This window comes from Brevundimonas intermedia, from assembly GCF_004614235.1.
Classification (GTDB): domain Bacteria; phylum Pseudomonadota; class Alphaproteobacteria; order Caulobacterales; family Caulobacteraceae; genus Brevundimonas; species Brevundimonas intermedia_A.
Genome location: NZ_SPVH01000007.1, coordinates 375,072 through 400,974, shown reverse-complemented (window position 1 = coordinate 400,974; position 25,903 = coordinate 375,072). Strand labels below are relative to the sequence as shown.

31 protein-coding genes and 4 tRNA genes are annotated in these 25,903 nt (G+C 65.2%); 25 read left to right on the top strand and 10 right to left on the bottom strand.

Going from position 1 to position 25,903, the window contains the following annotated elements; translation table 11 throughout:
• Positions 1-15: 15 nt before the first annotated feature.
• Positions 16-414: a hypothetical protein gene (locus EGY25_RS15960; protein ID WP_245159501.1), complete on the top strand. Its 399-nt coding sequence runs from the start codon at positions 16-18 to the stop codon at positions 412-414.
• Here the strand turns inward: EGY25_RS15960 and EGY25_RS15955 are convergent.
• A complete protein-coding gene (locus EGY25_RS15955; protein WP_135195983.1) occupies positions 411-692 on the bottom strand; it encodes a hypothetical protein in 282 nt (93 codons plus the stop codon). The genes EGY25_RS15960 and EGY25_RS15955 overlap by 4 nt on opposite strands.
• A gap of 279 nt (positions 693-971) precedes the next feature.
• Here EGY25_RS15955 and EGY25_RS15950 point away from each other — a divergent pair, with 279 nt between their 5' ends.
• A complete protein-coding gene (locus tag EGY25_RS15950; protein WP_135195982.1) occupies positions 972-3,119 on the top strand; it encodes a sodium-translocating pyrophosphatase in 2,148 nt (715 codons plus the stop codon).
• A gap of 76 nt (positions 3,120-3,195) precedes the next feature.
• Here EGY25_RS15950 and EGY25_RS15945 read toward each other — a convergent pair whose 3' ends face one another.
• Positions 3,196-3,675: an outer membrane protein assembly factor BamE gene (locus tag EGY25_RS15945; protein ID WP_017503908.1), complete on the bottom strand. Its 480-nt coding sequence runs from the start codon at positions 3,673-3,675 to the stop codon at positions 3,196-3,198.
• Between the two features lie 91 nt (positions 3,676-3,766).
• Between EGY25_RS15945 and EGY25_RS15940 the strand changes: the two genes are divergently transcribed.
• From EGY25_RS15940 to EGY25_RS15910, 7 genes are all read left to right on the top strand, one after another.
• Entirely contained in the window at positions 3,767-4,291 is a 525-nt protein-coding gene (locus EGY25_RS15940; protein WP_135196091.1) for a ubiquinol-cytochrome C chaperone family protein, read from the top strand.
• Between the two features lie 5 nt (positions 4,292-4,296).
• Complete coding sequence (locus tag EGY25_RS15935; RefSeq protein WP_135195981.1) at positions 4,297-4,815, top strand: YceD family protein; 519 nt, start codon at positions 4,297-4,299, stop codon at positions 4,813-4,815.
• A gap of 106 nt (positions 4,816-4,921) precedes the next feature.
• On the top strand, positions 4,922-5,998 hold the full coding sequence (plsX, locus tag EGY25_RS15930; protein ID WP_135195980.1) for a phosphate acyltransferase PlsX: 1,077 nt from the start codon (positions 4,922-4,924) through the stop codon (positions 5,996-5,998).
• Positions 5,995-6,972 (top strand): beta-ketoacyl-ACP synthase III, encoded by a 978-nt coding sequence (locus tag EGY25_RS15925; protein WP_135195979.1) that lies wholly within the window; start codon positions 5,995-5,997, stop codon positions 6,970-6,972. The genes plsX and EGY25_RS15925 overlap by 4 nt, the downstream gene beginning before the upstream one ends.
• Before the next feature lie 89 nt (positions 6,973-7,061).
• Entirely contained in the window at positions 7,062-7,370 is a 309-nt protein-coding gene (locus EGY25_RS15920) for an integration host factor subunit alpha (RefSeq protein ID WP_135196090.1), read from the top strand.
• A 5-nt stretch (positions 7,371-7,375) separates the two neighbouring features.
• Positions 7,376-7,783, top strand: a complete 408-nt coding sequence (locus EGY25_RS15915; RefSeq protein ID WP_135195978.1) for a MerR family transcriptional regulator — start codon at positions 7,376-7,378, stop codon at positions 7,781-7,783.
• 59 nt (positions 7,784-7,842) lie between these two features.
• Positions 7,843-7,919, top strand: a tRNA-Pro gene (locus EGY25_RS15910).
• A 76-nt stretch (positions 7,920-7,995) separates the two neighbouring features.
• Here EGY25_RS15910 and EGY25_RS15905 read toward each other — a convergent pair.
• Positions 7,996-8,190 carry a DUF2842 domain-containing protein gene (locus EGY25_RS15905; RefSeq protein WP_135195977.1) on the bottom strand — a complete coding sequence of 65 codons (195 nt, stop codon included), beginning with the start codon at positions 8,188-8,190 and terminating at the stop codon, positions 7,996-7,998.
• A complete protein-coding gene (locus tag EGY25_RS15900; RefSeq protein ID WP_135195976.1) occupies positions 8,190-8,441 on the bottom strand; it encodes a transglycosylase in 252 nt (83 codons plus the stop codon). Before EGY25_RS15900 ends, EGY25_RS15905 begins: the two co-directional genes overlap by 1 nt.
• Positions 8,442-8,576: 135 nt before the next feature.
• Here EGY25_RS15900 and EGY25_RS15895 point away from each other — a divergent pair, with 135 nt between their 5' ends.
• Positions 8,577-9,677, top strand: a complete 1,101-nt coding sequence (locus EGY25_RS15895; protein WP_135195975.1) for a COX15/CtaA family protein — start codon at positions 8,577-8,579, stop codon at positions 9,675-9,677.
• On the opposite strand, the gene EGY25_RS15890 is transcribed toward EGY25_RS15895, so the two are convergent.
• Complete coding sequence (locus EGY25_RS15890) at positions 9,646-11,031, bottom strand: alkaline phosphatase PhoX (RefSeq protein ID WP_135195974.1); 1,386 nt, start codon at positions 11,029-11,031, stop codon at positions 9,646-9,648. The two genes, EGY25_RS15895 and EGY25_RS15890, sit on opposite strands and share 32 nt — an antisense overlap.
• Before the next feature lie 267 nt (positions 11,032-11,298).
• On the opposite strand from EGY25_RS15890, the gene rplM reads away from it, so the two are divergent.
• From rplM to msrB, 4 genes are all read left to right on the top strand, one after another.
• Positions 11,299-11,772, top strand: coding sequence for a 50S ribosomal protein L13 (gene rplM, locus EGY25_RS15885; RefSeq protein ID WP_135196089.1), 474 nt, complete (start codon positions 11,299-11,301; stop codon positions 11,770-11,772).
• 2 nt (positions 11,773-11,774) lie between these two features.
• A complete protein-coding gene (gene rpsI, locus EGY25_RS15880; RefSeq protein WP_135195973.1) occupies positions 11,775-12,269 on the top strand; it encodes a 30S ribosomal protein S9 in 495 nt (164 codons plus the stop codon).
• Positions 12,270-12,370: 101 nt separating this feature from the next.
• On the top strand, positions 12,371-13,306 hold the full coding sequence (argC, locus tag EGY25_RS15875; RefSeq protein ID WP_135195972.1) for an N-acetyl-gamma-glutamyl-phosphate reductase: 936 nt from the start codon (positions 12,371-12,373) through the stop codon (positions 13,304-13,306).
• A gap of 40 nt (positions 13,307-13,346) precedes the next feature.
• The gene (msrB, locus tag EGY25_RS15870; RefSeq protein WP_135195971.1) at positions 13,347-13,850 is read left to right on the top strand and encodes a peptide-methionine (R)-S-oxide reductase MsrB; all 504 of its coding nucleotides are present in this window, start codon (positions 13,347-13,349) and stop codon (positions 13,848-13,850) included.
• On the opposite strand, the gene EGY25_RS15865 is transcribed toward msrB, so the two are convergent.
• Together EGY25_RS15865 and phaC are read right to left on the bottom strand one after the other, a co-directional pair.
• On the bottom strand, positions 13,847-14,224 hold the full coding sequence (locus tag EGY25_RS15865; protein ID WP_135195970.1) for a hypothetical protein: 378 nt from the start codon (positions 14,222-14,224) through the stop codon (positions 13,847-13,849). The genes msrB and EGY25_RS15865 overlap by 4 nt on opposite strands.
• Positions 14,221-16,161 (bottom strand): class I poly(R)-hydroxyalkanoic acid synthase, encoded by a 1,941-nt coding sequence (phaC, locus tag EGY25_RS15860; RefSeq protein WP_135195969.1) that lies wholly within the window; start codon positions 16,159-16,161, stop codon positions 14,221-14,223. The genes EGY25_RS15865 and phaC overlap by 4 nt, the downstream gene beginning before the upstream one ends.
• Positions 16,162-16,245: 84 nt before the next feature.
• Here phaC and EGY25_RS15855 point away from each other — a divergent pair, with 84 nt between their 5' ends.
• From EGY25_RS15855 to EGY25_RS15815, 9 genes are all read left to right on the top strand, one after another.
• Positions 16,246-16,695: a hypothetical protein gene (locus tag EGY25_RS15855; RefSeq protein ID WP_135195968.1), complete on the top strand. Its 450-nt coding sequence runs from the start codon at positions 16,246-16,248 to the stop codon at positions 16,693-16,695.
• A 39-nt stretch (positions 16,696-16,734) separates the two neighbouring features.
• On the top strand, positions 16,735-18,546 hold the full coding sequence (gene recJ, locus EGY25_RS15850) for a single-stranded-DNA-specific exonuclease RecJ (protein ID WP_135195967.1): 1,812 nt from the start codon (positions 16,735-16,737) through the stop codon (positions 18,544-18,546).
• Positions 18,547-18,623: 77 nt separating this feature from the next.
• Positions 18,624-18,698, top strand: a tRNA-Glu gene (locus tag EGY25_RS15845).
• Between the two features lie 221 nt (positions 18,699-18,919).
• The gene (locus EGY25_RS15840) at positions 18,920-19,459 is read left to right on the top strand and encodes a cold-shock protein (protein WP_167762595.1); all 540 of its coding nucleotides are present in this window, start codon (positions 18,920-18,922) and stop codon (positions 19,457-19,459) included.
• A 21-nt stretch (positions 19,460-19,480) separates the two neighbouring features.
• Positions 19,481-19,960: a DUF192 domain-containing protein gene (locus tag EGY25_RS15835; RefSeq protein WP_167762594.1), complete on the top strand. Its 480-nt coding sequence runs from the start codon at positions 19,481-19,483 to the stop codon at positions 19,958-19,960.
• 45 nt (positions 19,961-20,005) lie between these two features.
• Positions 20,006-20,082 (top strand) — tRNA-Pro (locus EGY25_RS15830).
• Positions 20,083-20,159: 77 nt separating this feature from the next.
• Positions 20,160-20,465 (top strand): ETC complex I subunit, encoded by a 306-nt coding sequence (locus EGY25_RS15825; RefSeq protein WP_135195966.1) that lies wholly within the window; start codon positions 20,160-20,162, stop codon positions 20,463-20,465.
• 19 nt (positions 20,466-20,484) lie between these two features.
• Positions 20,485-20,561, top strand: a tRNA-Arg gene (locus tag EGY25_RS15820).
• A gap of 28 nt (positions 20,562-20,589) precedes the next feature.
• Complete coding sequence (locus EGY25_RS15815) at positions 20,590-21,546, top strand: rhodanese-related sulfurtransferase (RefSeq protein WP_135195965.1); 957 nt, start codon at positions 20,590-20,592, stop codon at positions 21,544-21,546.
• A gap of 7 nt (positions 21,547-21,553) precedes the next feature.
• Here the strand turns inward: EGY25_RS15815 and EGY25_RS15810 are convergent, their stop codons facing one another.
• Genes EGY25_RS15810 through EGY25_RS15800 form a run of 3 tightly spaced genes read right to left on the bottom strand, consistent with a single transcriptional unit; the run spans position 21,554 to position 23,567 of the window.
• Positions 21,554-22,357: a DUF1295 domain-containing protein gene (locus EGY25_RS15810; protein ID WP_432417384.1), complete on the bottom strand. Its 804-nt coding sequence runs from the start codon at positions 22,355-22,357 to the stop codon at positions 21,554-21,556.
• Positions 22,354-22,992: a ChrR family anti-sigma-E factor gene (locus tag EGY25_RS15805; RefSeq protein WP_135195964.1), complete on the bottom strand. Its 639-nt coding sequence runs from the start codon at positions 22,990-22,992 to the stop codon at positions 22,354-22,356. Before EGY25_RS15805 ends, EGY25_RS15810 begins: the two co-directional genes overlap by 4 nt.
• Positions 22,989-23,567, bottom strand: coding sequence for a sigma-70 family RNA polymerase sigma factor (locus EGY25_RS15800; protein ID WP_135195963.1), 579 nt, complete (start codon positions 23,565-23,567; stop codon positions 22,989-22,991). The genes EGY25_RS15805 and EGY25_RS15800 overlap by 4 nt, the downstream gene beginning before the upstream one ends.
• A gap of 165 nt (positions 23,568-23,732) precedes the next feature.
• Here EGY25_RS15800 and EGY25_RS15795 point away from each other — a divergent pair, with 165 nt between their 5' ends.
• Both EGY25_RS15795 and EGY25_RS15790 read left to right on the top strand, forming a co-directional pair.
• On the top strand, positions 23,733-25,070 hold the full coding sequence (locus EGY25_RS15795; protein ID WP_135195962.1) for an NAD(P)/FAD-dependent oxidoreductase: 1,338 nt from the start codon (positions 23,733-23,735) through the stop codon (positions 25,068-25,070).
• Positions 25,067-25,867, top strand: a complete 801-nt coding sequence (locus EGY25_RS15790; RefSeq protein ID WP_135195961.1) for a DUF1365 domain-containing protein — start codon at positions 25,067-25,069, stop codon at positions 25,865-25,867. The genes EGY25_RS15795 and EGY25_RS15790 overlap by 4 nt, the downstream gene beginning before the upstream one ends.
• Positions 25,868-25,903: the final 36 nt, after the last annotated feature.

Genomic DNA, 25,903 nt, shown 5'->3' with positions numbered 1-25,903 from the left:
ACCGGAACTGTTGCTTTGACCAACGCGGTGGCAAAGGCATCAAGCGCGTCAGCGTCCAGTAGCGACGCCCCGGCTGCACCCGCGGCGCTCAGCATCGCGGGGCTGGGCCTGCCGGTGATCGAAGGCGGACGGCTGCGCAACTATGTTTTCGTATCGCTGCGGCTGGAACTGGGCGTCGGCAAGACCGTCGAGCAGATGAGGCCCAAGGAAGCTTTCTTCCGCGACGCCATCGTGCGCGCTGCGCACAAAACGCCATTCACCGTCGCGGGTGACTGGACCCGGCTGGACGAACGGGCTTTGTCGGCTGCGTTGATATCGGCTTCGACCGCCATCGCCGGCCGTGGCTCCGTGCTACGTGTTGAAGTCGTCGCTCAAAACCCCCGCCGCCGTACGGGAATGCCGACGACGCGTTAACCGCCAGCGGCTTTGGCGTCGTTCTGGATGTTGCCGCCTGCCTGCAGCTCCTCTGCTTCTTTTCGCTTGGCCTCAACCATGGCGGCGTACTGTTCCGGCGTATAGCAGACGCGTTGCTCCAACCGACGGCCGGTCGGCGCACGAGATTCACAGATGCGGCGCGGACGCTGAGGGGCAGCTTGCGTGGGAGGTGCGGCTTGCGGCGATGTGGGTGCTGACGGCGCTGGGGCCTGTTGCATCGCCAGCATGCCAGTAAGAATTATCATGCCGAACGTCATTGAACCCTCCATTTGAAAGACCAAGGGTCTCATAATCAAGGCCGATCCACAATGGCGAGCTATGCCTATGGGGGTTGTGCCGCGTCATGCTTGCCGTTCAGACGCCCGAAAACCAGCGGCGTTGCATCGACGCTTCCGCCGTGACACCGTCGGTCTGCAAATCCCAAAGGACGCACTGACGCGTCCGCCGCGTGCGGGGGGACCGGAAGGCGGACAGAGGCGATAACGCCCGACCGCGCCAAGGCCTGCGCGCCTGTTTGCAAGGGCATGGAAACGCCAATGATGAACTCACTTACGCTGGTCTTCGCGGCCGGTGTGCTGGCGGTGCTGTATGGCGCCGCACAGACCGCTGTGCTGATGAAGGCGAGCACCGGCAACGACAAGATGCGAGAGATCGCCGCTGCGATCCAGGAAGGCGCCTCCGCCTATCTGAAGCGGCAATATCTGACCATCGGCATCGTCGGGATCGTGATCCTGATCGCCGCCTATTTCCTGATCGGCATTTACGCCGCGATCGGCTTCCTGATCGGGTCCGTCCTGTCCGGCGCGGCCGGCTATGCCGGGATGCTGATCTCGGTGCGGGCCAATGTGCGCACGGCCCAGGCGGCGTCCGAAAGCCTGTCGAAGGGGCTGAACCTGGCGTTCCGCTCGGGCGCCATCACCGGGATGTTCGTGGCGGGCGGGGCCCTGATCGGTGTGTCCGGCTATTATATCGTGATGACCCAACATCTGGGCCTGGCGTCGACCGGACGTGAGGTGATCGACGGTCTGGTGGCGCTGGGCTTCGGCGCTTCGCTGATCTCGATCTTCGCCCGTCTGGGCGGCGGCATCTTCACCAAGGGCGCTGACGTGGGCGGCGACATGGTGGGCAAAGTCGAGGCAGGCATTCCCGAGGACGATCCTCGCAACGCCGCGACCATCGCTGACAATGTTGGCGACAATGTCGGCGACTGCGCCGGCATGGCGGCCGATCTGTTCGAGACCTATGCGGTGACGACCGTCGCGACCATGGTGCTGGCCGCGATCTTCTTCCGGGGACAGCCTTATGTCGACGTGATGATGGTCCTGCCGCTGGCGATCTGTGCGGTGTGCATCGTCACCTCGATCATCGGCAGTTTCTTCGTGCGACTGGGCAAGAGCCAGAACATCATGGGGGCGCTGTATCAGGGCCTGATCGTGACCGGCGCCTTGTCCATCTTCGCGGTCTGGTGGGTGATCAACCAGATGGTGACGGGGCCGATCGTGACGGCCAGCGGTCTGGAAATCCAGCCGATGGCGCTGTTCTGGTCCGGCATGGTCGGTCTGGCGGTGACGGCGGCGATTGTCGTGGTGACCGAGTACTATACGGGCTCGAACTTCCGGCCCGTGCGCTCGGTGGCCAACGCCTCGGTGTCCGGGCACGGCACCAATGTCATCCAGGGGCTGGCAGTGTCGCTGGAATCCACCGCGCTTCCGGCGCTGACGATCATCGTCGGCATCGTGGCCAGCTTCCAGCTGGCGGGCCTGTTCGGCATCGCCATCGCCACCACCACCATGCTGGGCGTGGCGGGGATGATCGTAGCGCTGGACGCCTTCGGCCCTGTGACGGACAACGCTGGGGGCATTGCCGAAATGGCGGGCCTGCCCAGCGACGTGCGTCATTCGACGGATGCGCTGGACGCTGTCGGCAACACCACCAAGGCGGTGACCAAGGGATACGCCATCGGCTCGGCCGGGCTCGGCGCGCTGGTGCTGTTCGCGGCCTATACGTCGGACCTGCAGTATTTCTCGGCCAATCCGGCGGACTATCCCTTCTTCGCCGACATGGGGCCGATCGCCTTCGACCTGACCAACCCCTATGTCGTCGTCGGCCTGCTGTTCGGAGGGCTGCTGCCCTTCCTGTTCGGCGGGATGTCGATGATGGCGGTCGGGCGGGCGGCCGAGGCTGTGGTCGCCGAGGTGCGGCGTCAGTTCCGCGAGAATCCCGGCATCATGACCTATGAGGTCAAGCCGGAATACGGCCGGGCCGTCGACATCCTGACCAAGGCGGCGATTCGCGAGATGATCGTGCCGTCGCTGTTGCCGGTGCTGTCGCCCATCGTCCTGTTCGTCGCCATCCTGGGCATCTCGGACAAGGCCAACGCGTTTGCCGCGCTGGGCGCCATGCTGATGGGGGTGATCGTGACCGGCCTGTTCGTCGCCATCTCCATGACCTCGGGCGGCGGCGCCTGGGACAACGCCAAAAAGGTGATCGAAGAGGGCTTCACCGACAAGAACGGCGTGGTCCACGGCAAGGGCTCCGAAGCCCACAAGGCGGCCGTGACCGGAGATACGGTCGGCGATCCCTACAAGGACACGTCCGGTCCGGCGGTGAACCCGATGATCAAGATCACCAACATCGTCGCCCTGCTTCTGCTGGCGGTGCTGGCGAGCGGAAATATCGGCTAGGTCGAACCGTCACCGATACGAAAACGCCCCGGAGAGCGATCTCCGGGGCGTCTTTGTTTGGGAGGGGAGGGCTGCCTTAGTCGGGGCGGCGCTGACCGGGCGTATCATCCTCGGTGCGGGGCAGTTGGCCGCGACCGACGTTGCCCAGCAGTTGCTCCAGCACTGTCAGCTCGCGACCGCGCGTCGGGGTCTCGTTACGGTTCATGGCGATCTGCTCGCCGTCCGTCAGACCCAATGTGCGCACCGAAGCGACCTGGTCGCCTTGAGGAACGAAGGTGATCTCCGTCACCGTGCGGGTGGAGACCTTGGGCAGGTTGTAGGTGTATTTCTCGGTCGTCTGGCTGATGTAGTACCAGACCTGATCAGGCTCGAAGGTCGAAGTGGTCGAGGGCGAGCCCAGCTTGGCCAGCACCGTTTCCTTGGTGTCGGTGCCGGCGACCACGTCCTGGGGCTTGGCGTCGATGGCCTGGAAGCCGTTGGAGCCGATGGTCGGAGCACAGGCGGCGGACAGGCCGGCCAGCGAAACGGCGACGAAAAGCGGGACGAAACGGGACATGGTCGGGCGCCTGCGAGAGAACAAGGTCTTTGACCTAGACGGACCTGCGTCCTAGTTCAACGGCGCGGCGGAAAAGGGGCCGTTGAAACCCATGCTCAAAAACCTGTTCAAGCCGCGACCCGGCGTCCGTATCGGCGACGATCTGTATGCCAAGGCCGTCGGCCAGGCGCGCAATCCCGCCTTTTACACGCGGTTGGGGGTCGCCGACCGCATCGACGCCCGATTCGAACTTTATACGTTGCACGTGCTGCTGCTGGTGCTGCGGCTGCGCGACGAGAATACGGCCCAGGGCCAGGATGCGGCCCAGGCTGTGTTCGACGTCTATGTCTCCGCGCTGGATCATGCCCTGCGTGAGGAAGGCGTGGGCGACGTCGCGGTGGGCAAGAAGATGCGCAAGCTGGGCGAGGCTCTGTATGGGCGGATGAACGCCTATGAGCAGCCGCTGCGCGCCGGTGACGCGGGCGGCCTGGCCGAGGCGATGGCGAAGAACGTCTATGCGGAGCCGGATGCGATGCACGCAGAGGCGCTGGCGCGCTATGCACTGACCACACGCGCAGCCTTGGCGGCGCAGGATTTCAACAAGGTGCTGGCGACGCCGGCCTGGGCGGAAGTTTAAGACAGATGAGCGTGACGCTCCCCTACAGCGAGACGGTGCGGGTCAATCAGATCGGGGCCGGACTGAACCGGAAGCTCGAACCGGATGCGGATACGCGTAAGCGAATCGCCCGCGCCCTGGATCTGCAGGGCCTTGAAGACTTCGTGGTGGATTTCGACGTGAAGCCGACCCCCTCCACCAGCGAGTGGACCCTGAAAGGGCGTATCACGGCCCATGCCATTCAGGCCTGCGGCCTGACGCTGGAGCCCTTGCCCGTCGATGTGGATCGCCGCTTTTCGATCCAGCTGGTCCAGGCCAAGCCTCAGGAGACTGAGGAGATCGAGGTCACGCTGGAAGAGGAAGACGCCGACGTGATCGAGGACGGTAAGATCGACCTGGGTCATTACGCCGTCGAACAACTGCTGCTGTCGCTGGATCCTTTCCCGCGCAAGCCCGGCGCGGAATTCGTGCAACCGGAGGAGCCGGGCGAGATTTCACCCTTCGCCGCCTTGAAGGCGCTTAAATCTCAGGACGATAAAGGCTGAGGTTGACGCAGGGGCCGGGTGGTTGCATCCCCCGGCTTCGGCGCTATCGTTCAGCGCATACTGCCAAGCGTCGCGCGACAAGACGACGCGGCCAAACGAGGTCCATTTGCCAGCCCCAGTTACGATCTCGCTTGACGCCATGGGCGGCGATCACGGGCCATCCGTCGTCGTTCCCGGCATCCGCAGCTATATCCGCGCCCATGACGGCGAAGGTGTTCGATTCCTGCTGCACGGCGACGAGGCCAAGATCGCCCCTGAACTGGCGCGCTGCGGCTTGGCGACGGACATCTGCGAAATCCGTCACACCGACAAGGTCGTGGCCATGGACGAGAAGCCGGCCCAAGCCATGCGGCGCGGCAAGGGCTCCAGTCTGTGGAACGCCATTGAGGCGGTGAAGACGGGCCAGGCAGGCGGCGTCGTCTCGGCCGGCAACACCGGCGCCCTGATGGCGATCTCGAAACTGATTCTGCGCATGTCCGCGCCTGGGCTGGAGCGGCCGGCCATCGTCGCCAGCTGGCCGACCTTCAAAGGCCATACCGCGGTTCTGGACGTCGGCGCCAATATCGGCAGCGACGCCGAACAACTGATCGAATTCGCCATCATGGGCGAGGCCTTCCAGTCGGCGGTGCGCGGCATCGCGCGCCCGACAATCGGCCTGCTGAACGTCGGTTCGGAGGACATGAAGGGCAACGAACAGGTCAAGGAGGCGCACGCCATCCTGCGCGACGGCCCGTTCGACCTGAACTATCACGGCTTCGTCGAGGGCGACGACATCGCCAAGGGCACGGTGGACGTGGTCGTCACCGACGGCTTCACCGGCAATATCGCGCTGAAGACCGCCGAAGGCACGGCGCGCTATATCTCTGCCTTGCTGAAAGAGGCCCTGACCTCGAACCTGCAATCCAAGCTGGGCGCCGTGATCGCCATGCCGGCGCTGAAGAAAATGCGCCAGAAGATCGACCCCAGCACCATCAACGGCGGGCCTCTGCTGGGTCTGAACGGCATCGTCGTGAAGAGCCACGGCGGCGCTGACGCCAAGGGCTTTGGCAATGCGATCCGCATCGCTGTCGATCTGGCCCGCAGTGACTATATGAGCAAGGTGGGGGACAACCTGGGCAAGCTGGACGCGGTGTTCGATCATGCCGCCAAGCCCGCCGCATCCGTGGGAGAACCCCTCCAGTGAGCGTCACTCGCAGCGCCGTGACCGGCATCGGCTCCTATCTGCCGGAGCAGATCGTCACCAACGCCGACCTGGCCAAGTTCGTCGACACGTCCGACGAATGGATCCAGGAGCGCACCGGCATCAAACAGCGCCACAAGGCGCGCGACGACCAGCCGACCAGCGACCTGGCGGTCGAAGCCGCAAAGAAGGCGCTGGCCGATGCAGGCAAGACGGTGACGGATGTCGATCTGATCATCGTCGCAACCACCACGCCCGACATGACCTTCCCGGCCGTCGCCTCGATCGTTCAGGCCAAGCTGGGCGCCGGCGTCGGCATCGCCTTCGATGTTCAGGCTGTCTGTTCCGGCTTCGTCTATGCCTTGAGCGTCGCGGACGGTTTCGTGGCGCGCGGCCTGTCGAAATGCGCCTTGGTGATTGGGGCCGAAGAAATGACGAAACTTATGGACTGGACCGACCGCACCACCTGCGTCCTGTTCGGCGACGGCGCCGGCGCCGTGGTGCTGGAACCACGCGAAGGGCAGGGGACGTCCGACGATCAGGGCATGCTGGGCTTCGCCTTGCGCGCCGACGGCTCCAAGACCGATCTGCTGTATGTTGATGGCGGCCCGTCGACGACCGGAACCGTCGGTCATCTGCGCATGGCCGGCAACCAGGTCTTCCGCCACGCTGTGGTGAACATCGCCGAGGGCATCACCGCCGCCTGCGCCGCCGCGAACATCGAGATCGCGGACGTGGACTGGTTCGTGCCCCACCAGGCCAATCAGCGCATCATCAAGGGCGTCGGCGACCGGCTGGGTCTGGACGAGAACAAGGTCATCTCGACCGTGGCGACCCATGCCAACACCTCGGCCGCCTCCATCCCCTTGGCGCTGGACGCCGCGATCCAGGACGGACGGATCAAGAAGGGCGACATGATCCTGTTGGAAGCCATGGGCGGCGGCCTGACCTGGGGCGCATGCGCCCTACGGCTTTGAGGTGCCGACTTTAAATCGGCCATAGGCATTGATTTTTCGGGGCCTTTGCGGCCCTATGAATGCGAGCGGATCGCATGAGCGGGGATATGATGGCAGGCCAACAGACCGTGACGCGCGCTGACCTGTGCGAAGCCGTACATAATGAGGTCGGCCTGTCGCGTCAGGAGTGCTCCAGCCTGGTCGAGCGCACCCTGGAGCTGATCGTCGAATCGCTGGAACGCGGCGAGACGGTGAAGCTGTCCGGCTTCGGCGTCTTTCAGGTTCGCGAGAAACGCGCCCGGATGGGCCGCAATCCCAAGACCGGCGAACCGGCGGCGATCAATCCGCGCCGGGTCATCAGCTTCCGCGCCTCGCAGATCATGAAGAGCCGTGTTCACGACGCCGTCGTCGAGGACTGACGCGCGTGGCCAAGAGCGCCGACGCCTTCCGCACCATCTCCGAAGCGGCCGAAGAGGTCGGCGCGCCCCAGCATGTGCTGCGCTTCTGGGAGACGAAGTTCGCCTTTGTGACGCCTGTGAAACGGGCAGGCGGACGGCGATTCTATCGTCCTCAGGACATCGCTGTCCTCAAGGCGGTCAAGCGGCTGCTGCACGATGACGGCCTGACGATTCGCGGCGTCCAGCGTCTGCATACGGAACAGGGGCTGAAAAAGCTGATCGGGGCCGAAGCCGCCGCCTTGATCGAGGATGGCGACATTGCGATCAGTTCCGCCAGATCCGGCACGGGGCGGCTCGAAACCTCGAATTTGCAGCAGGTTCTCGCCGATCTGGAGCAGGCGAAGGCCCGTCTGGACGCCGTTCTTTCACGGTAGGTGGAAAAGTCGTTTTAGCGTTTGCGGACGACGATCCCCCCGTCTATAGGGAGCGCCTTCGGAGCGTGGCGCAGCCTGGTAGCGCACTTGACTGGGGGTCAAGGGGTCGCAGGTTCGAATCCTGTCGCTCCGACCATTCTTGCAAAAGAATGATGATGGTGGGGTCGTCCTTACGGGCGGCCCCATCGCCGTTTCTGGGCCTAAGTTGGCCTTCAGCCGCGCTCGGCCCACTTCAGCAGCGGAATGAGCGGCAGGCCCCAGGCGGTGCCGCCGATGCCGAAGAACAGGAAATCGATCCACTGCGACGCAGGCAGCATGCCGCGCAGGGCGATCAGGCCCCAGACCCAGAAGATCAGGAAGGCCAGCACGCCGATCGCGGCGACGAAGCGACGCAGTCGCGGGTGCATCAGCGCTTGTTCCTGAACAGGAAGAAGGCGACCAGGCAGAAACCCGATCCGACCAGGGCCCACGGCACCCAGACCCAGCTGTCCATGGTGCTGATGGCGAATACGCGCACGGCCAGGAACCAGCCACAGGCCAGGCCGACGCCGGACACCAGGCTGGTGCCGCCGAAGCCGCGACGGCCCGTCAGAAGGTCCGCGATCCAAGCCAGCAGCAAGCCGCCTGCAACGGCGGCGGCGATATCGGCGTATTGCAACCCTGATCTCCTGCGGCGTCAGCGCCGTTAACTCAATCCGACTCGATCTTGTCGCTCCGGGCGGGCATACCGCACCGGTCGCGATTTGGTCATCGTCGAGCGCGACACCATATCCGGGTCAGTGTCGGGCGTCGAATGAACCGTTTCGGAAATCCAGATCGCAATCGCGCCGTCGCCGTGTGGCTGTTCGCCACGGCGGCTATCGTCTTCCTGATGGTGGTTGTCGGCGGCATCACCCGCCTGACGGGCTCGGGCCTGTCGATCACGGAATGGCAGCCCATCATGGGCGCGATCCCGCCGCTGAACGACGCCCAGTGGGCCGAGGCCTTCGACAAATACAAGCAGATCCCCCAATACGCCCAGATCAACGCGGGCATGAGCCTGGGCGAATTTCAGGGCATATTCTGGTGGGAATGGCTGCACCGGCTGATCGGGCGTGTGATCGGCTTGGTGTTCGTCCTGCCGCTGATCTTCTTCCTGCTGTGCCGTGTGGCGCCGTCGCGTTCGCTGTTCCGCCAATGGGCCATGCCGGATCGGCTGATCTGGCGCTGCGTCGTGCTGCTGGCGCTGGGCGGGCTGCAGGGTCTGATCGGTTGGTGGATGGTGTCCAGCGGCCTGTCCGAGCGGGTCAGCGTCGCGCCAGAGCGGTTGGCGACGCACCTGGGCCTGGCCTTCATCCTGTTTGCCGCCCTAATCTGGACAGCGCTGGAGGCGTGGCACGGCGAGGATCACGGGCGGCCGCCGTCTGGTTGGGCGCGGGGCGCCGGTTTCCTGTTGGGCGCGGTCTTCGTGCAGTGCCTGCTGGGCGCTTTGGTCGCGGGCGGGCACGCAGGGCTTGTCTATACCGACTGGCCGCTGATGAACGGGGCGGTGTTGCCCCCCGCGGACTGGAGCCTGGGGGCGAGCGCCTTCCTGCATGACCAGGCCCTGACGCAGTTCAATCACCGGCTGGTGGCCTATGGCCTGCTGATCGCGGTCAGCATCTACGCCTTCCAGGCCTGGCGCTGGCGCGTGGCCGAGGGAATGGGCCTGGCCGCGTTCGTCCTGGCGGGCGTTGTCTGGTTCCAGGCCCTGCTGGGGATCGTCACCCTGATGCACGCCGTGCCGGTGTGGCTGGGTGTCCTGCATCAGGGCGGGGCCGCCGTCGTCCTGGCCGTGGCGACGGCGAACCTGTGGCTGGTGCTGCGGGCTCAGCCCCGGATCTTCATGTCCGGACCGAGGACCATGGGCCTCTGATCGCCAGGGTCATGCCCGGATACATGATGTTGACGAATAGCACCTCGCCATCGGGCGAGAAGCAGGCGCCGGCGAACTCCGAGTTGCCGGTGAAAACATTGCGTCCGATCGTATAGACCTTGCCGTCCGGGGTGACGCCCTTCAGGTGGTTGCGGACGTCAGTGGAATAGTTGTCCTCGCACAGGATCAGGTGGCCCCACGGCGCGATGGTGATGTTGTCGGCCATGTTCATGGTCTTCAGGTCGGTGCTTTCCACGAACAGCTGAAGCCGGTCGGCCGCGCCGTTCAGGCCGGGAACCAGCCGCATGACCTGGCCGCGCCGTATCGGCCCGCCCGAGGTGGCGGTGAAATACATCTCGTCGTCGCCCCACCAGACGCCTTCGCCGCGCGCCACCAGGGCCGCGCCCGCCGCATGGCCGCGTTTGGCCAGGTCGCCGTTGGGGGATTCGACGTCGTCCATGTCGATCCACTCGATCTCGCGCCAGTCGCCGACGGCCCAGGTGCGGGCGTCCTGGTTGCGGGTGTCGGCGGCGGGCGCGCCCTTCCACGCCATGGCCTGAAGCCGCCCGCCCTCGGCCAGCTTGCCCGGGACATTGGGGATGAAGCGGTAGAACAGGCCGGTGTTGTCGTCTTCGGTCTGATAGACCATGCCGGTGCGGGGATCGACGCAGACGGCCTCGTGGTCGAAACGACCCATGGCCTTCAGCGGCACGGGATCGACGAGGCCGGTCGCCGTCGCCGGCACCTCGAACACCCAGCCGTGGCTCTTGGTCACGTCGGCGTCGGCGGGCGTCTCCAGCGTTTCCTCGCAGGTCAACCAGCTGCCCCAGGGCGTCGGGCCGCCGCAGCAGTTGGTCGAGGTGCCGGCCAGGGTCAAATGCTGGCTGACCATCTGACGCGTCGCCAGATCGTAGATGATGGTGGAGCAGCCGCCGGGCAGGGGGCGGCCGTCCTTGTAGGTGTCATAGGCCTTGGCCGCGTCCAACAGGCCGAGCCGCTCCTCTCGAAGACCGCCGGGGCCGAGGTTGCGGTGCAGGCCGGACGAGCCTTTGAGCTCGTGATTTATCACCAGGGCGACCCGCGAGCCCTCCAGCGGGAAACAGGCCATGCCGTCGGGTTGCCCCGGCGCGAACAGGCCGTCGGCCATGGTATCCCCGCTCTGGGCCACGACCTGGTAGGAAAAGCCCTCGGGCAGGTCGAGCAGCCGGTTCGTGTCGCGCACCAGCGGGCCGTAGCCCTGGACCTCGTTGACGTAGGTTTCTTCGCCGGTGGCCTGGGCGGAGGCGTGGCGCGCCAGACCGGCGAAGGCGGCGGCGGCGCTGGAGGCGATCAGGCCGCGACGGTGAAGGATCATGAGAAGGCTCCCGAAGGTGTCGGCACCCCGATGCCTCGGAATGATCATGGTTTGATGACGATTTTTGTTATTTCATAACGTCAAACAGCCGTGAAAGATCGGGTATTTTAATACCGTGTTTATAAAGATATATAAAAACAACGGTGTAGGTCGAATACGCTGCGTTTGCGTGCGTTGACGCGACCAATCGTCTCCTGTATCAGCGCGCCTTCATTCGGTTCCTTCAGGGGCCGGACCCGATTTTCGTCTCCAGGAACCCTCTCAATGCTGAAGAGCACTACGGCTTCGTTGAAGCCGGCCGAGGTCGAGAAGAAGTGGATCCACATCGACGCCGAAGGCGTCGTGGTGGGCCGCCTCGCGACCTTCATCGCCAACCGCCTGCGCGGCAAGCACCGCGGCGACTACACCCCGCACGTCGATTGCGGCGACTATGTCGTCGTCACCAACGTCGACAAGGTCGTGTTCACCGGCAAGAAGTCGACCGACAAGGTCTACTATCGCCACACCGGCCACCCGGGCGGCGTCAAGTCGACGACCCCGGAGAAGGTTCTGGGCGGTCGCTTCCCCGAGCGCGTGCTTGAGAAGGCCGTCGAGCGCATGCTGCCGAAAGAAAGCCCGCTGGCCCGCAAGCAGATGACGCACCTGCGCCTGTTCGCCGGCGGCGCACACGAACACGAAGCCCAGCAACCGGAAACGATCGACTTCAAGTCGGCGTCGCCCAAGAACACCCGGAGCGCCTGAGCATGACTGACGCGACGCAAGACACCGCCGCCACCGGCTTCGACGCCCTGAAGGGCCTGAGCTCCTCGGTCGAGAACGACGCCCCCGTCTATGTCCAGAAGCTGGACGCCCAGGGCCGCGCCTATTCGACCGGCAAGCGCAAGAACGCGATCGCTCGCGTTTGGGTCAAGCCCGGCACCGGCAAGATCACCGTCAACGGCAAGGATCAGGAGCAATACTTCGCTCGTCCCGTGCTGCGCATGATGATCGCCCAGCCGCTGACCGTTTCGGACCGCGCTACCCAATATGACGTGATCTGCACCGTCGAAGGTTCCGGTCTGTCGGGTCAAGCCGGCGCCATCCGCCACGGCCTGTCGCACGCCCTGACGCACTTCGAACCGGAACTGCGCAAGGTCCTGAAGCCGCACGGCTTCCTGACCCGCGACAGCCGCGTCGTCGAGCGCAAGAAGTACGGCCGCGCCAAGGCACGCCGTTCCTTCCAGTTCTCGAAGCGCTAATCGCGTTCACGCGGTTTGGATTTGGGGCGCTTCGGGGAGACCCGGAGCGCCCTTTTTCTTGTCTATCTTCTACCGCAAGGCAGAACGGTCAGGAGCAGCCTATGACCCACACCATCTTCATCGACGGCGAGGCCGGCACCACGGGGCTGGAGATCCGCGAGCGACTGGAGGCGCGCCCGGATCTGGAACTGGTCCTGCTGGGCGAGCGTCGTCGCGATGTGGAGGCGAGGCGCGAGGCGCTGAACGGCGCCGACGCGGTGATCCTGTGCCTGCCGGATGATGCGGCGCGGGAAGCCGTGGCGATGATCGAGAACCCGTCGGTCAAGGTGATCGACGCCTCGACCGCCTATCGGGTCGCGCCGGGCTGGGCCTATGGCTTCCCGGAAATGGATGCGGGACAGCGTGATCTGATCGCGCGGTCGTCGTTCGTGTCGAACCCCGGCTGCTATCCTACAGGCTTCATCGGGCTGATGCGGCCGCTGGTGAGGGCGGGGCTGGTTCCGGCGACCTATTCGGTCACGGTCAATGCGGTGTCGGGCTATTCCGGGGGTGGCAAGGCCATGATCGCCGAGTTCGAGGCGCCTGGCGCCGCGACCGCTTATCGGGCCTACGGTCTGTCGCTGAAGCACAAACATGTGCCGGAGATGACGAAACATACGGGGCTAAGCCGCGACGTCCTGTTCGCGCCTGCGGTCGGAAACTATCGGCAGGGCATGCTGGTGGAGGTTCCGCTGCATCTGGCCGCCTTGCCGGAGACGCCGTCCGTCGAACGCCTTCACGGCGCACTGGTCGAAGCCTATGACGGACAGCATTTCGTCGAGGTCGCCGATCTGGAAGAAACCGAGGCCCTGTCGGGTCTGGAACCCGAAGGCCTGAACGGCACCAACCGCCTGCGTCTGCACGTCTTCGGCGACCGCAATGGCGAGCAGGCGCGACTGGTGGCCCTGCTCGACAATCTGGGCAAGGGCGCGTCAGGCGCGGCGGTGCAGAATGTGAACATCATGCTGGGGCTGGACGAGACGACCGGCCTGATCTGAGCGGCTGAAACCATTTCACTGCGTCCTTCGTATGAAGGGCATGACCCAGTCCCTGATCGTGCATCGCCGGGGCCTTCTGATGGGCGCCAGCGCGCTCGCTCTGTCCGCCTGTTCTCCCGAACCCTCCGAGGCGGGGGAGGGGCAGTATGCGACCTCGCCCTATCGCCACATCTCCGATGCCGATTGGAGACGGCGACTGGGTGACGCCTCATGGCGCGTCATGCGGCACGAGGGGACGGAGCGGCCCTATTCCAGCCCGCTGAACGACCAGCACGGGCGCGGAACCTTCGTCTGCAAGGGCTGCGACCTGCCGCTGTTTCGGTCGCAGTGGAAGTTCGATTCCCACACCGGCTGGCCCAGCTTCTATGACGTGATCGCCGCCAACATCGGTCGAAAAGGCGACCTGGCCATCGGCATTCCGCGCACCGAATATCACTGCGCCCGCTGCCTGGGGCATCAGGGACATGTGTTCGACGACGGCCCTCGTCCGACCGGCCTGCGCTACTGCAACAACGGCGTGGCGCTGAAGTTCGTCGCGGCCTAACCACGCCGCGCCCGAATGGCGGAATCGACGGTCAGGCCAAAGATGACCGAGGCGATGATCACCAGCAGCCCATAATCGTGGCCCGCAAAGAAGACCGGCGCGCACGCCATGCCGATGACGATCAGAGGAAACAGGCCGGCCCAGACCGCCGTGCCGGGCGTGTCGGGGTGGATCATCGGTTGAACCGCCGGGCGCTTCATAGCCTTGGCCATACGTCCGTTCAGCAGGACGAAGGCGGCCGAGCAGATCACGGCCGAGATGATGTATTTCACCGTATTGCCGGTCTCGCCGAAGACGCTGGCCGTCATGATCAGCAGGATCAGCGCCACCCCCGTGCTGATCGCGAGCAGGGCGTTGGGTTCGATACGGTTCAAGACTTCACTTTCACATAGCTGCCGGGGGCCGGCTCGATGGGCTTTAGCGGCCCCTTTTCAGGATCGCGGGCGGGGATTTCCTTTCCGGCACGCTTGGCCAACCATGCAGACCAATGCTCCCACCAGCTGCCGGAATGCTCTACCGCGTCGGCCTGCCATTCGGCCAGGGTCGCGGGCAGGGCGGCATTGGTCCAGTGCTGGTATTTCTTGGCCGCTGGGGCGTTGATGACGCCGGCGATATGGCCCGATCCCGCCAGGGTGAAGGTGACGTCCTTGCCCCCGAACAGTTTGGCGGAGCGATAGACCGAGTTCATCGGCGCGATGTGATCCTCGCGGCTGGCTTGGAAATAGAGCGGGATCGTCACCTTCGACAGGTCCGCCGTCAGCCCGCCGATCTGGAAGGCGCCCTGGGCCAGGACGTTGGCCCCATACATCTGGCGCAGATAGTCCAGATGCAGCGTCTTGGGCATCCGCGTCTGGTCGGCGTTCCAGAACAGCAGGTCGAAGGCGGGCGGATCCTTGCCCAGCAGATAGTTGCTGATGAAGAAGGACCAGATCAGGTCATTGGAGCGCAGGGCGTTGAAGGTCTCGGCCATGGCTGCGCCGGGCAGGACGCCGCCCGCCGCATCCATCTGACGCTCGATCTCGGCGATCCAGTGCTCGTCCGTGAACAGCAGCAGGTCGCCGGCCTCGGCGAAGTCGTGCTGGGCGGCGAAGAAGGTGGCGGCGGCGACCCGCTTGTCGCCGTTGGCCGCCATGTGCGCGAGGCCGGCGCCCAGCAGGGTGCCCCCGATGCAGTAGCCGACGGCGTTCAACTGCTTGGTCCCGGCCTGTTTCAGCGTTTTCTCGACCGCGCGATAGATGCCTTTTTCCAGATACTGGTCGAAGCCGAAATCGGCCTTGTCCTTGTCCGGATTGACCCAGGAACAGACGAAGACCGTAAAGCCCTGGGCCGACAGCCAGCGGATCAGCGAGTTCGCCGGCTGCAGGTCCATGATGTAGAATTTGTTGATCCAGGGCGGGAAGATCAGCAGCGGAATTTCATGCTGGGTCTCGGTCGTCGGCGCATACTGGATCAGTTCGAACAGCTCATCGCGCCAGACGACCTGGCCCGGCGCGGTGGCGACGTTCTCGCCGACGACGAACTTGCCATAGTCGGCCTGGCTGATGCGCAGCGACCCGCCGCCGCGCTCCAAATCGGCGGCGAAATTCTGCATCCCCTTCACCAGCGATTCGCCGCTCGTTTCGGCCAACGCTTTCAGAGCGACGGGATTGGACGCCAAGAAGTTCGACGGGGAGAAGGCGTCCGTCAGCAGACGCGTGAAGAATTGGGCGCGGCGTTTCAGTGTCGGATCGACATCCTCCACGCCCGCGATCAGGCCGTTCATCCAGTCCGAGGTCAGCAGATAGGATCGACGCATCATATCGAACATCGGGTTTTCGGACCAGGCCGGGTCCTTGAACCGTTTGTCGGTCGGGGCGGGGTCGGGCGCCTCACCGGCCGCCTGGCGCGCTGTGGACGACCAGAGCTGCATATAGCGACCGAACAGGTCGGCCTGCGCCTGCATCATCTTGTCGGGTTGTGCGGCCAGGCTGGTCATGACCGAAGTCATCGCGGGGGCGACATTGAACGGATCGGGAGAAAGGGCAGCGGGGCGGTCCGCCTGGGTCAGGGCGGCTTCTGCAATGGCGCTCTGAGCCATCATGGCCGCCTTGGCCAGGTTCATCGACAGGGTCTCGATCATCTCGGCCTGCGCGGCGCCTGGGAAGGTCGGTTCGGGCGCGGCCTCGGCGACGATTTCAGCCGGCGCCTCCTGCGGTTCGGCCGGCTTTGGCTTGGGCTGGCGCGGGGGGCGGGGCTTGGCGGAGGTCGGGCGTCCGGCCTTGCGCGCCGGGCGTTCGGCGGCGTCTGTCGGCGTCTTCGGGAGCTTGGCCATGATCGTCCTTCGCGCTTCCTGCATCGGAGGCCGGTTCATCCGCCCTTCCGCGCGTGGCGATGATGGCATAAGACCAGCCAGGAAATGAACGCGCTGAATTCGAAAAAGCTGATCCTGATCGCCGCAGTCGCGATCTCAGCGCCGCTGGCCGGCTGCATCGGCGGTTCTGCGTCCAAGACCGAGCCCGTCTCGCCGTTGGCGCCGCGTGTTCAGGAACTGGTCGACGCCAATAGCCACTATCCCCGCTGGGAGGATTTCCCGGCCGCGCCAACCGACCTGCCGCCCGTCGCCCAGGTCGCCGCCAATGCTCAGCGCCTGCAAAACGACAGCGCGACGCTGAACAGCGAGATCGCGCGGATCGACTGGACCCTGACCGATCCCGAGGCTCTCGCCGCCGAGACGGCGGCTGCGGTCCAGTCCGTGCCGGTTTCGCCCGATGCCGCCCGCACCCAGGCGGACATCGAAGCCTTCGCCCAGAGTCTGCGCGATCGCGCCAAGGCGCCGCCGCCGCTCGATCGCCGCCCGACGCAATGACCGGTCGCCGGGGATGCAGAATCCCGCGATGATGTGCTGATGGCGGATGACGGCGGCGCAAAGACACTGAATGCATTTCTGGGCGTGTCCCGGTCTCTCTCAGGGCGCGCCTGGCGTCAGCGACCTGCGGATGCGGCGACGACCCGTGCCCACATGCAGGGCCTCGGGCTGGACGAGCTTCTGTCCCGCGCCCTGGCGTCGCGTGGCGTATCGGCGGATCAAGGGGCCGATTTCCTGAACCCGACGCTGCGCGCTCTATTTCCCGATCCGTCCAGTTTCATGGACATGGATGCGGCGGCCGATGCAATCCTGAACGCCCTGCAGGCCAAGGCCAACATCCACGTCTTCGCCGACTATGATGTGGATGGGGCATCCAGCGCGGCTCTGCTGGTGCGCTGGTTCCGAGCGATGGGTCACGAGCTGTCGATCTATGTCCCCGACCGGCTGACCGAAGGCTATGGCCCCAGCGCCAAGGCGTTCGACACTCTAAAGGCCTCGGGCGCAGATCTGGTCATCACGGTGGACTGCGGCGCGGCGGCGAACGAGGCGCTGGCTCATGCCGCCTTCATTGCCCTGAATGTCGTCGTCATCGACCACCACCTGATGCGCAGCGAGCCGCCGACGGCCCTGGCGGTCGTCAACCCGAACAGGCCGGGTTGCACCTCCGGTCAAGGCAATCTGGCGGCGGCGGGGGTGGTTTTCGTGCTTTTGGCGGCCCTGAACCGCGAGGGACGGCGGCGCGGCCTTTTCACCGATAGGCCGGAGCCGGACATTCGCCAGTGGCTGGACCTCGCGGCCTTGGGGGCCATCTGTGACGTGACGGGCTTGACCGGGTTCAACCGCGCTCTGACCGGCTTGGGTCTCAAGGTCATGAGCGAGTGGCGCAATCCGGGTCTGCGCGCCCTGCTGGCGGCAGCGGGCGCGGAGCCTGGTCCGGCAAAGAGCAATCACGCGGGCTTCATCCTGGGGCCCCGGATCAACGCCGGAGGTCGGATCGGACGGTCAGACCTGGGCGCGCGGCTGTTGTCCACCGATAATCCGGCAGAGGCCGAGGCGCTGGCGATGGAACTGGATGCGCTGAATCTGTCGCGGCGCGATGTCGAGCGGTCCGTCACCGACGCCGCCGTCCGCCGTGTCGAGGCGACCGGCGTCCATGCCGACGACACCGCAGTCGTCGTGGTCGCGGGCGAGGACTGGCACCCCGGCGTCGTCGGCATCGTCGCGGGCCGCCTGCGCGAACGCTGGCGCAAGCCGGTCATCGTCATCGGCGTCGATCCCGTGACGGGACTGGGCAAGGGCTCGGGACGATCCCAGCCCGGCATGAACCTGGGCCGCGCGATCCAGGCGGCGTGGGAGAGGGGCATCCTGATGGCGGGGGGCGGTCACGCCATGGCCGCAGGCCTGACGATGGACAGCGCGCGTGTCGCGGAGTTGACTGCATTCCTGAACGAGCGGCTGGCCTCCGAACGGGTCGAGGCTGTGTCGCAGGACGTGCTGGAGATCGACGCCTTGATCGATCCCGGAGCGGCGACGCGCGAGCTGTTCGAATCCTTCGAACAGTTGGCGCCCTTCGGTCCCGCCAACCCCGAGCCGAGCTTTGCCCTGACCGGCGTTCAGGCGCGCGAACCCGTCGCGATGAACGGCGGTCATGTCCGTTGTCGCCTGGTCGGCGCGGACGGCGCCTCGGTGAAGGCCATCGCCTGGCGGTGCGCCGATCTGCCGTCTGGCCAGGCCTTGCTGTCGGGGCAGGGCGGGCTGAACATCGTCGGCCGGCTGAAGGCCGATGACTGGAACGGCCGCAGGGGCGTGCAGTTCGAGATCGAGGATGTCGCTGACCCTCGAATGATCTGACGGCGGCCCAAAAAACTCGAAATCCAAGCTTGCACCGTCCCGAGGGCGCGGCTATATCGCCGGCTCTCCCGCGCAGCGGTCCCTTCGTCTATCGGTTAGGACGTCAGGTTTTCAACCTGAAAAGAGGGGTTCGACTCCCCTAGGGACTGCCACGCGGGCAGGTCCACGGTAGAGCCCCAAAGCTCCCGGCAACAGAAACGCCTTACATTTCAGACGATGTAGAAGAGCAGTCGCTTATCGTTGCGTGCCTGCATCTCTATTCCTTCAAGGCCCACACTTCGCCCCTCACGTGCATTTTCCGCTTTTCAAACTTTCGCGGAACAGTGTTAAACATAAAGACGAGTCCGCTGGAGGCGCGGGCGGGGGTTCTTAAGTGTCTGATTATAGCGAGACGGAAACGGCGCAGACCGTTCGCGTCACTGGGCGCGTGAAGTGGTTCGATGCGACGAAGGGCTATGGCTTCATCGTGCCGGACGACCCGACGCTGACCGAGATGCGAGACGTCCTGCTGCACATCAGCAGCCTGCGCGACCTTGGCCGCGACGCCGCCGACGAGGGCGCGCCCATTACCTGCGACTGCGTCAAACGCTCGAAGGGCTGGCAGACGTTCGAAATTCACGACCTGGGGGAGGGCGAAGCGGTCCAGGTCGCGCGTCGTCCGGCCGCCGCGACAGCTCCGAGACCGCCGGTGGAAACTGATGAGGAGTTGGAGACGGCCCTGGTCAAATGGTTCAATCGCACCAAGGGCTACGGATTCGTCGTGCGTGATCGCGAACCCGGCGATATCTTCGTCCATATCGAGACCCTGCGGCGCTGCGGCCTGGAAGATCTGATTCCCGGCGATACGGTGCGGGTGCGATTCGCCAATGGCCCGAAGGGCCTGGTGGTCGCGGACATCAGAACGGGCGACTGATTCGGCGCCCAGGAGAGGCGTATGATCGAGGCGACAAGACGTTTTCTGATGGCGGGACTACTGATGCTCGCCGTCGCCGGTTGCGCCGCCAAGGCGCCGCTCGGCCCCAATGGCGAACCGCTTCAAAAGCTGGCCGTCGTCACCACATCCGGCGAACATCCGTTTTGGGTCGAGATCGCCGACGAAGAGCCCGAGCGGCAGCGCGGCCTGATGTTCCGCCCGCCGCTGGAGGCGGATCGCGGCATGCTGTTCCAGTGGCCGGGCGAAGCGCCGCGCGAGCAGAGCTTCTGGATGCGCAACACGCCCAGTTCCCTGGACATCCTCTACATCGACCCCCAGGGACGAATCGTCTCCATCGCATCGCACGCCACGCCCTTCTCGGAGGCGCCGATTGCCTCGAACGGGGCGGCGAACGGGGTGCTGGAACTGCGCGCAGGGCGGGCCGCCGAGATCAATGCGAAGCCGGGTGACAAAGTTTTACATCCTTATTTCAAGCCTTGATTGCGGATCGCGTCGTGAAGTGCCAATAGAGCGCTCCGTTCGGTCCGGGGTGTAGCGCAGCCTGGTAGCGCATCTGGTTTGGGACCAGAGGGTCGGAGGTTCGAATCCTCTCGCCCCGACCAACGGAAGGCCGCTGGATCATACGTCCAGCGCGCGTTATGGCAGGGCCAGAGGCTCCGCCGTCACTGAGGATTTCGCCATGCTGGCTCGCATTTACCGCCCGGCCAAAACCGCGATGCAGTCGGGCAAGGCCAAGAGCCGCGACTGGCGTCTGGAATTCGAGCCGGCCTCCGCGCGCACCATCGACCCGCTGATGGGCTGGACCAGCTCCAGCGACATGAACGGTCAGGTCCGCCTGACCTTCGAGTCGAAAGAAGAGGCTGTCGAATACGCCGAACGCCACGGCATCGCCTTCCGCCTGCACGAGCCGAACGATCCGCCGATGATCATCAAGGCCTATGCCGACAACTTCGCCACCAATCGCAAGCAGTCCTGGACGCACTGACGCCTGACGTCTTGCCAGAGCGCCCATAGCTCAACCGGATAGAGCACCCGCCTTCTAAGCGGGATGTTGCAGGTTCGAGTCCTGCTGGGCGCGCCATCCCCGGCGCCTGCGAGGGGCCTGATCCGTGACCGAACTCCAGACCTCGCCAGACCAAGCCGTCCGGGTCGCGGCGCTTTATCGTTTCGCGCCCGTCGCCGATCCCGCCGCTGTCCGGGATGCGCTTCAGGCCCGTTGCGACGCCGGGGAGGTGAGGGGGACGCTGTTGGTCGCGCCCGAGGGGCTGAACGGCACCATCGCCGGGTCGGAGCCGGCCGTCGAGGCGGTGCTGTCGACGATCCACGCCATGCCCGGGTTCGAGACGCTGGAACTCAAATACGCCTGGACGGACGCCGTGCCTTTTCACCGCATGAAGGTGCGCGTCAAACGCGAGATCGTCACCATGGGCCAGCCCGATCTGGACCCGGCGCGACAGGCGGGCGTCTATGTGTCCCCGACGGACTGGAACGCGCTGATCGCCGATCCCGAGACCTTGGTCATCGACACGCGCAACGATTACGAGGGCGAGGTCGGCGCTTTCGAGGGGGCGATCCAGCCTAATACCAGCAGCTTCCGCGACTTTCCCGACTGGTTCCGCACCGAAGGCCGCGCCGTGCTGGAGCAGACCGGCGCAAAGCGGGTGGCCATGTACTGCACTGGCGGTATCCGCTGCGAAAAATCGACGGCCTTCCTAAAGGCGGAGGGCGTCGAAAATGTTCACCATCTGGAAGGGGGTATACTGCGCTACCTTGAGACGGTGGATGAGGATGAGAGCCTATGGCGAGGCGAATGCTTCGTCTTCGACGAACGGGTCTCGGTCGGGCACGGGCTGAGCCAGGGGCCGCATACGCTTTGCAGGGGTTGTCGTTTGCCGGTGGACGAGGCCGGTCGCGCCTCGCCCCACTACGTCGAGGGCGTCTGCTGCGAGCGTTGCCACGACACGCGCGACGACGCTCAGCGAGAACGCTATGCCGAGCGCCACAGGCAGATGGAAATCGCGCGCAAACGCGGCGACATTCACCTTGGGACCACTCGCAAGGACTGACGTCTATTCAGTGACGCGGCGGGCGAGGGAAGAAGGCGCTGGTGCGGGCGGCATAGGCCTCGAACGCCTTGGGTCGCGAGCGCCGCATATGCTCTTCCAGCAAGGGCACGCCGGAGACCTGGGTCAGCAGCCAATACATATAGGCCGGCCCCGTCAGCGCCAGCCAGCCCCACGGCCATTCACCGCTCAGGTTGATGGCGAACAGAGGCCAGGCGCACCAGCCCAGCCATTCGAAGAAATAATTCGGATGACGCGACCAGGCCCACAGGCCGACATCGCAAACCCCGCCTTTGTTGGCGGGATTTCGCTTGAAAGCCGACAGTTGCCGATCCGAGATGGCCTCGCCGAAAAGCGCGCCCACGAAGACCAGCGTCGCGAAACCGTCCTGCAGGGTCAGTCCGGGCGTCGGATTGCGCGCGGCCGCCATGACGCTGAGCGCCAAGAAGGCGGCTGCCCCTGCCTGCAGCATCAGAAAGCCGAACATCTTGATCTGAAAACCGTCGCCCCAGTCCTGGCGCAGCCGGGCATAGCGGGCGTCTTCGCCCTCATGGGCGGCGCGGGCGGCGATGTGCGAGCCCAAACGAAGCCCCCACAAACCGATCAAGAGGGCAGCCAGATATTGCCGCAGAGACGGCGCTGCGCCGTCGATCGGAAACAGCGCGACACCAACGCCTGCCGCGCCTAGGCCCAGCGACCAGAAGGCGTCGGCCCAGCCGCCTTGGCCTGTGCGTTTCTGCACCAGCCAGGCCGCCGACATCACGATGACGAGAAACGGGGCCGCAACGCCCCACAGCGCCGCCAAGCCGGTCACAGGCGAACGAACGGCTGAATCAGCTTGCCTATCCAGCCGTCCAGCTGGATCTGGCCATCCAGCGCCACGACGCAAAGGCAGGCTTCGTCCGACACGACGCGCGGCTGGTGCAGCACTTCCGTATCGGCCTCCTCGAAGTCGCCCACGTCGAATCGCTCGGTTTCCGTCGCATAGGCGCCGGAGATGACGCAGGTCAGTTCGATGCCGCCGTGCGTGTGTTTGGGCGTCTCACGGCCCGATTCGATCTTCAGCAGGATCACGCGACAATCGCCGTCGCGTGGCGCATGCACATCGCGCACCCGCATGCCCGGCCCGATCCAACGCCAGGGGCTGAGCGCATAGCGCCGCAGCGGCTCGGGCAGTTCGGGCATGTCGTTCAGCGGAGCCAGAGCCTTCACCTCGCCTGCATCCGTCTCGATCCGCGCCATCGCCAGGGCGAGCGCATCGTGCGACAGGGCCGACGGCGTCGCCTCGTCGAGAAATTCGCCGCCTACGGCCTGGAGATCGCGAACCCAGGCGTCGTTCGCCGGCCGCATCGCCAGATGCGCGGCCATCACGACGGCCTCAGGCGGGCTAAGCGTCCCTGCGGCATAGGCCAGCAGCCGTTCTTCGGAAGGATTGCGTTGCGGCTTCATCGCGCGGCCTCCTCTGACGGCGCGAGGATCAGGCGGAGCTTGGTCATGGCGTTACGAATACGGGATTTGACGGTGCCGAGCGGCAGGTCGAGGTGTTTGGCGATTTCGGAATGGGAGCTGTCCATGAAGAAGGCGAGGCGCAGGACCTCGACATGATCGGGGCTTAATCGAGACAGGGCGTCACGAACCCGGTCTGCGTCCTGCGACATCGACAGCAGTTCGTCGGGGCGGCGCACATCCTCGCCTGCCAGTTCGATCTCCGGCGTCGGCAGGGGACGCGCGTCGCGGCGCAACATGTCGAGGCGGCGATTGCGGGCGATGGTGAAGATCCAGGTCGCGGCGCGGGCCTTTGACGAGTCGAACAGGTCGGCCTTGCGCCATACGGTCAGCATTGCGTCCTGGGCGAAATCTTCGGCGGCGCCGGGCGTCGCCCCCGACTTGATCAGCCAGGCTTTCAGGCGGGGCGCGAAATAGGCGAACAGGGCCGCAAAGGCCTCCCGGTCCCGACGCAGCGCAATCGCCTCGATCAGCCGATCATGCAGGAGCGGGTCTGATGGATTGTCGAGTGTCTTCATGCGCGGGGACCGGCATGGATTCGACGTGAAGGGCAGTGTCTCGACATGCATGAACCCTAATACGCTTGGCGGAAATGTCTGGATCAATCGCGATCCGATCATGACGGCGACCCGTAATCCGTTCATGCCTAGGCTTGCGCCAGCGGGCGTGTATTCGGAGTTTCCATGTCCCTGTCGCCCGCGAATCCTTCTGCCGATCGTCTGAAGATCGCCGTCATCGGCTCCGGCGTCGCGGCGCTGTCATCGGCCTGGCTGCTGTCACAGCGGCATCAGGTGACGATCTACGAGAAGGCCGACCGGCTGGGCGGGCATTCCAACACCGTGACGGCGGGGGTGCCGTCAGGCGACATCGCCGTCGATACCGGTTTCATCTGCTTCAACGACGCGACCTATCCCAATCTGATCGCCCTGTTTGAACACCTTGGCGTCTCGACCCGCGCCACTGACATGTCGTTCGCCGTCTCGCTGGACGACGGCCGTTTCGAATACGCGGCGCCCGGCCTGTTCGCCCAGCGTCGCAATGCCCTTCGGCCCCGGTTCTGGGCGATGCTGAGCGAGATCCTGCGCTTCTATCGCGATGCGCCCAAGGATCTGGCCGGCATGTCCGATTCGTCTTTGACCCTGGGCGACTATCTGAAGCGCGAGGGTTTCAGCGAGGCGTTCCGCGACGACCACCTGCTGCCCATGGCCGCGGCCATCTGGTCGTCTCCCGCGCATACGCTGATGGACTATCCGGCCGAGTCCTTCATTCGCTTCTGCGGCAATCACGGCCTGCTGAAACTGGTTGGCCGTCCCATGTGGCGCACCGTCGGGGGCGGCAGCCGGGTCTATGTCGAACATCTGGCGCGCGCCATCGACGACGTTCGACTTGATCGCGGCGTGACGGCGGTGCGGCGCACGGAGGAGGGCGTCTTCGTTCATGACAGCCAGGGGGGCGTCGAGCGCTTCGACCAGGTGGTGATCGGCGCCCACGCCGATCAGGCCCTGGCCATGCTGGCCGAACCCACGGCCGAGGAAAAAGCCCTGCTGGGCGCCTTCCGCTACAGCCGCAATTTGACCGTCCTGCATACGGACGCCAGTCTGATGCCGCGCCGCCGTCGCGCCTGGGCCAGCTGGAACTATATCGGCGCCGACGACGGGCTGTGCGTCACCTATTGGATGAACAAGCTTCAGGGCCTGCCAGGCGACGACCTGTTCGTGACCTTGAACCCGCCGCGCCCGCCGCGTTCGGGCACCCTGTTGCGCAGCGAACTTTACGAACACCCCGTCTTCGATCCCGCCGCCATCCAGGCCCAGAAAGCGCTGTGGAGCCTGCAAGGGCAGGGCGGCGTCTGGTTCTGCGGCGCCCACTTCGGCGCCGGCTTCCATGAGGACGGCCTGCAGTCCGGTCTGGCGGTCGCCGAACAACTCGGCGGCGTCCGTCGCCCGTGGTCGGTCCAGAACGAGAGCGGCCGCATCCATCTGTCGCCGCTGCCGACCCCGGTATTCGAGCAGGCCGCGTGACCCAAGCCTCGGCCCTCTATCGTGGCCGGGTCATGCACCGACGCCTGCGTCCCAAGACGCACCAGCTGAATTATCGCGTCTTCTGGCTGCTGCTTGACCTGGCCGAGATCGACGATCTGGATAAAGGCCTGCGGTTGTTTTCTCGCAATCGTTTCAACCTGCTTTCCTTCCACGACGCCGACTATGGCGATGGCTCTGGCGCCTTGCGGCCTCAGGTCGAGGCGTGGATGCGCCTCGCAGGCATCGACCTCGACGGCGGCCCCATCCGTCTGCTGACCATGCCGCGCGTCCTCGGCTACGTCTTCAATCCGATCAGCCTCTACTATTGCCACCACACCGACGGCCGACTGGCGGCGATGGTGTACGAGGTGACCAGCACTTTCGGCATCCGCCACGCCTACGTCATTCCCGTCCCGGCCGAAGACCAGAGGCACGGCCTGATCCGACAGGGCTCCGCCAAGGCGCTGTACGTCTCGCCCTTCATGGGAATGGAGATGGACTATCGGTTCCGAGGCCATGCGCCAGGCGAACGGCTCGACATGACCATCGATGGCCTTGACGCGGCCGGCGTGCTGATCACGGCGTCCATGGCGGCCGAACGCCAGAAACTCGACGACCGCCAGATCGCCGCAGCCACATCGGCGATCCCGCTAATGACCTTCAAGGTGGTCGCCGCCATCCACTACGAGGCGCTCAACCTCTGGCTGAAGGGCGTCAGACTGACGCGACAGCCGCCGCGCGCGAAGACGCCGGTGACGATCCAGAAGCAGGCGCAGGACAGCCGACTGGGGCGCTAAGCCTGTCGTTTCCCTTTAAAGCTGAGAATTTAAACC

What these genes read in the sequence shown, in the direction of transcription:
- EGY25_RS15805 (WP_135195964.1), bottom strand. Translation starts at nt 22,992, where the DNA reads ATGAAGCCGCAACGCAATCCTTCCGAAGAACGGCTGCTGGCCTATGCC.
- EGY25_RS15895 (WP_135195975.1), top strand. Translation starts at nt 8,577, where the DNA reads ATGAACCGTTTCGGAAATCCAGATCGCAATCGCGCCGTCGCCGTGTGG.
- msrB (WP_135195971.1), top strand. Translation starts at nt 13,347, where the DNA reads ATGACCCAGTCCCTGATCGTGCATCGCCGGGGCCTTCTGATGGGCGCC.
- EGY25_RS15795 (WP_135195962.1), top strand. Translation starts at nt 23,733, where the DNA reads ATGTCCCTGTCGCCCGCGAATCCTTCTGCCGATCGTCTGAAGATCGCC.
- phaC (WP_135195969.1), bottom strand. Translation starts at nt 16,161, where the DNA reads ATGGCCAAGCTCCCGAAGACGCCGACAGACGCCGCCGAACGCCCGGCG.
- EGY25_RS15855 (WP_135195968.1), top strand. Translation starts at nt 16,246, where the DNA reads ATGAACGCGCTGAATTCGAAAAAGCTGATCCTGATCGCCGCAGTCGCG.
- EGY25_RS15835 (WP_167762594.1), top strand. Translation starts at nt 19,481, where the DNA reads ATGATCGAGGCGACAAGACGTTTTCTGATGGCGGGACTACTGATGCTC.
- recJ (WP_135195967.1), top strand. Translation starts at nt 16,735, where the DNA reads ATGGCGGATGACGGCGGCGCAAAGACACTGAATGCATTTCTGGGCGTG.
- EGY25_RS15945 (WP_017503908.1), bottom strand. Translation starts at nt 3,675, where the DNA reads ATGTCCCGTTTCGTCCCGCTTTTCGTCGCCGTTTCGCTGGCCGGCCTG.
- EGY25_RS15950 (WP_135195982.1), top strand. Translation starts at nt 972, where the DNA reads ATGATGAACTCACTTACGCTGGTCTTCGCGGCCGGTGTGCTGGCGGTG.
- EGY25_RS15955 (WP_135195983.1), bottom strand. Translation starts at nt 692, where the DNA reads ATGACGTTCGGCATGATAATTCTTACTGGCATGCTGGCGATGCAACAG.
- EGY25_RS15920 (WP_135196090.1), top strand. Translation starts at nt 7,062, where the DNA reads ATGGCAGGCCAACAGACCGTGACGCGCGCTGACCTGTGCGAAGCCGTA.
- EGY25_RS15940 (WP_135196091.1), top strand. Translation starts at nt 3,767, where the DNA reads ATGCTCAAAAACCTGTTCAAGCCGCGACCCGGCGTCCGTATCGGCGAC.
- EGY25_RS15825 (WP_135195966.1), top strand. Translation starts at nt 20,160, where the DNA reads ATGCTGGCTCGCATTTACCGCCCGGCCAAAACCGCGATGCAGTCGGGC.
- EGY25_RS15890 (WP_135195974.1), bottom strand. Translation starts at nt 11,031, where the DNA reads ATGATCCTTCACCGTCGCGGCCTGATCGCCTCCAGCGCCGCCGCCGCC.
- argC (WP_135195972.1), top strand. Translation starts at nt 12,371, where the DNA reads ATGACCCACACCATCTTCATCGACGGCGAGGCCGGCACCACGGGGCTG.
- EGY25_RS15935 (WP_135195981.1), top strand. Translation starts at nt 4,297, where the DNA reads ATGAGCGTGACGCTCCCCTACAGCGAGACGGTGCGGGTCAATCAGATC.
- EGY25_RS15905 (WP_135195977.1), bottom strand. Translation starts at nt 8,190, where the DNA reads ATGCACCCGCGACTGCGTCGCTTCGTCGCCGCGATCGGCGTGCTGGCC.
- rpsI (WP_135195973.1), top strand. Translation starts at nt 11,775, where the DNA reads ATGACTGACGCGACGCAAGACACCGCCGCCACCGGCTTCGACGCCCTG.
- EGY25_RS15800 (WP_135195963.1), bottom strand. Translation starts at nt 23,567, where the DNA reads ATGAAGACACTCGACAATCCATCAGACCCGCTCCTGCATGATCGGCTG.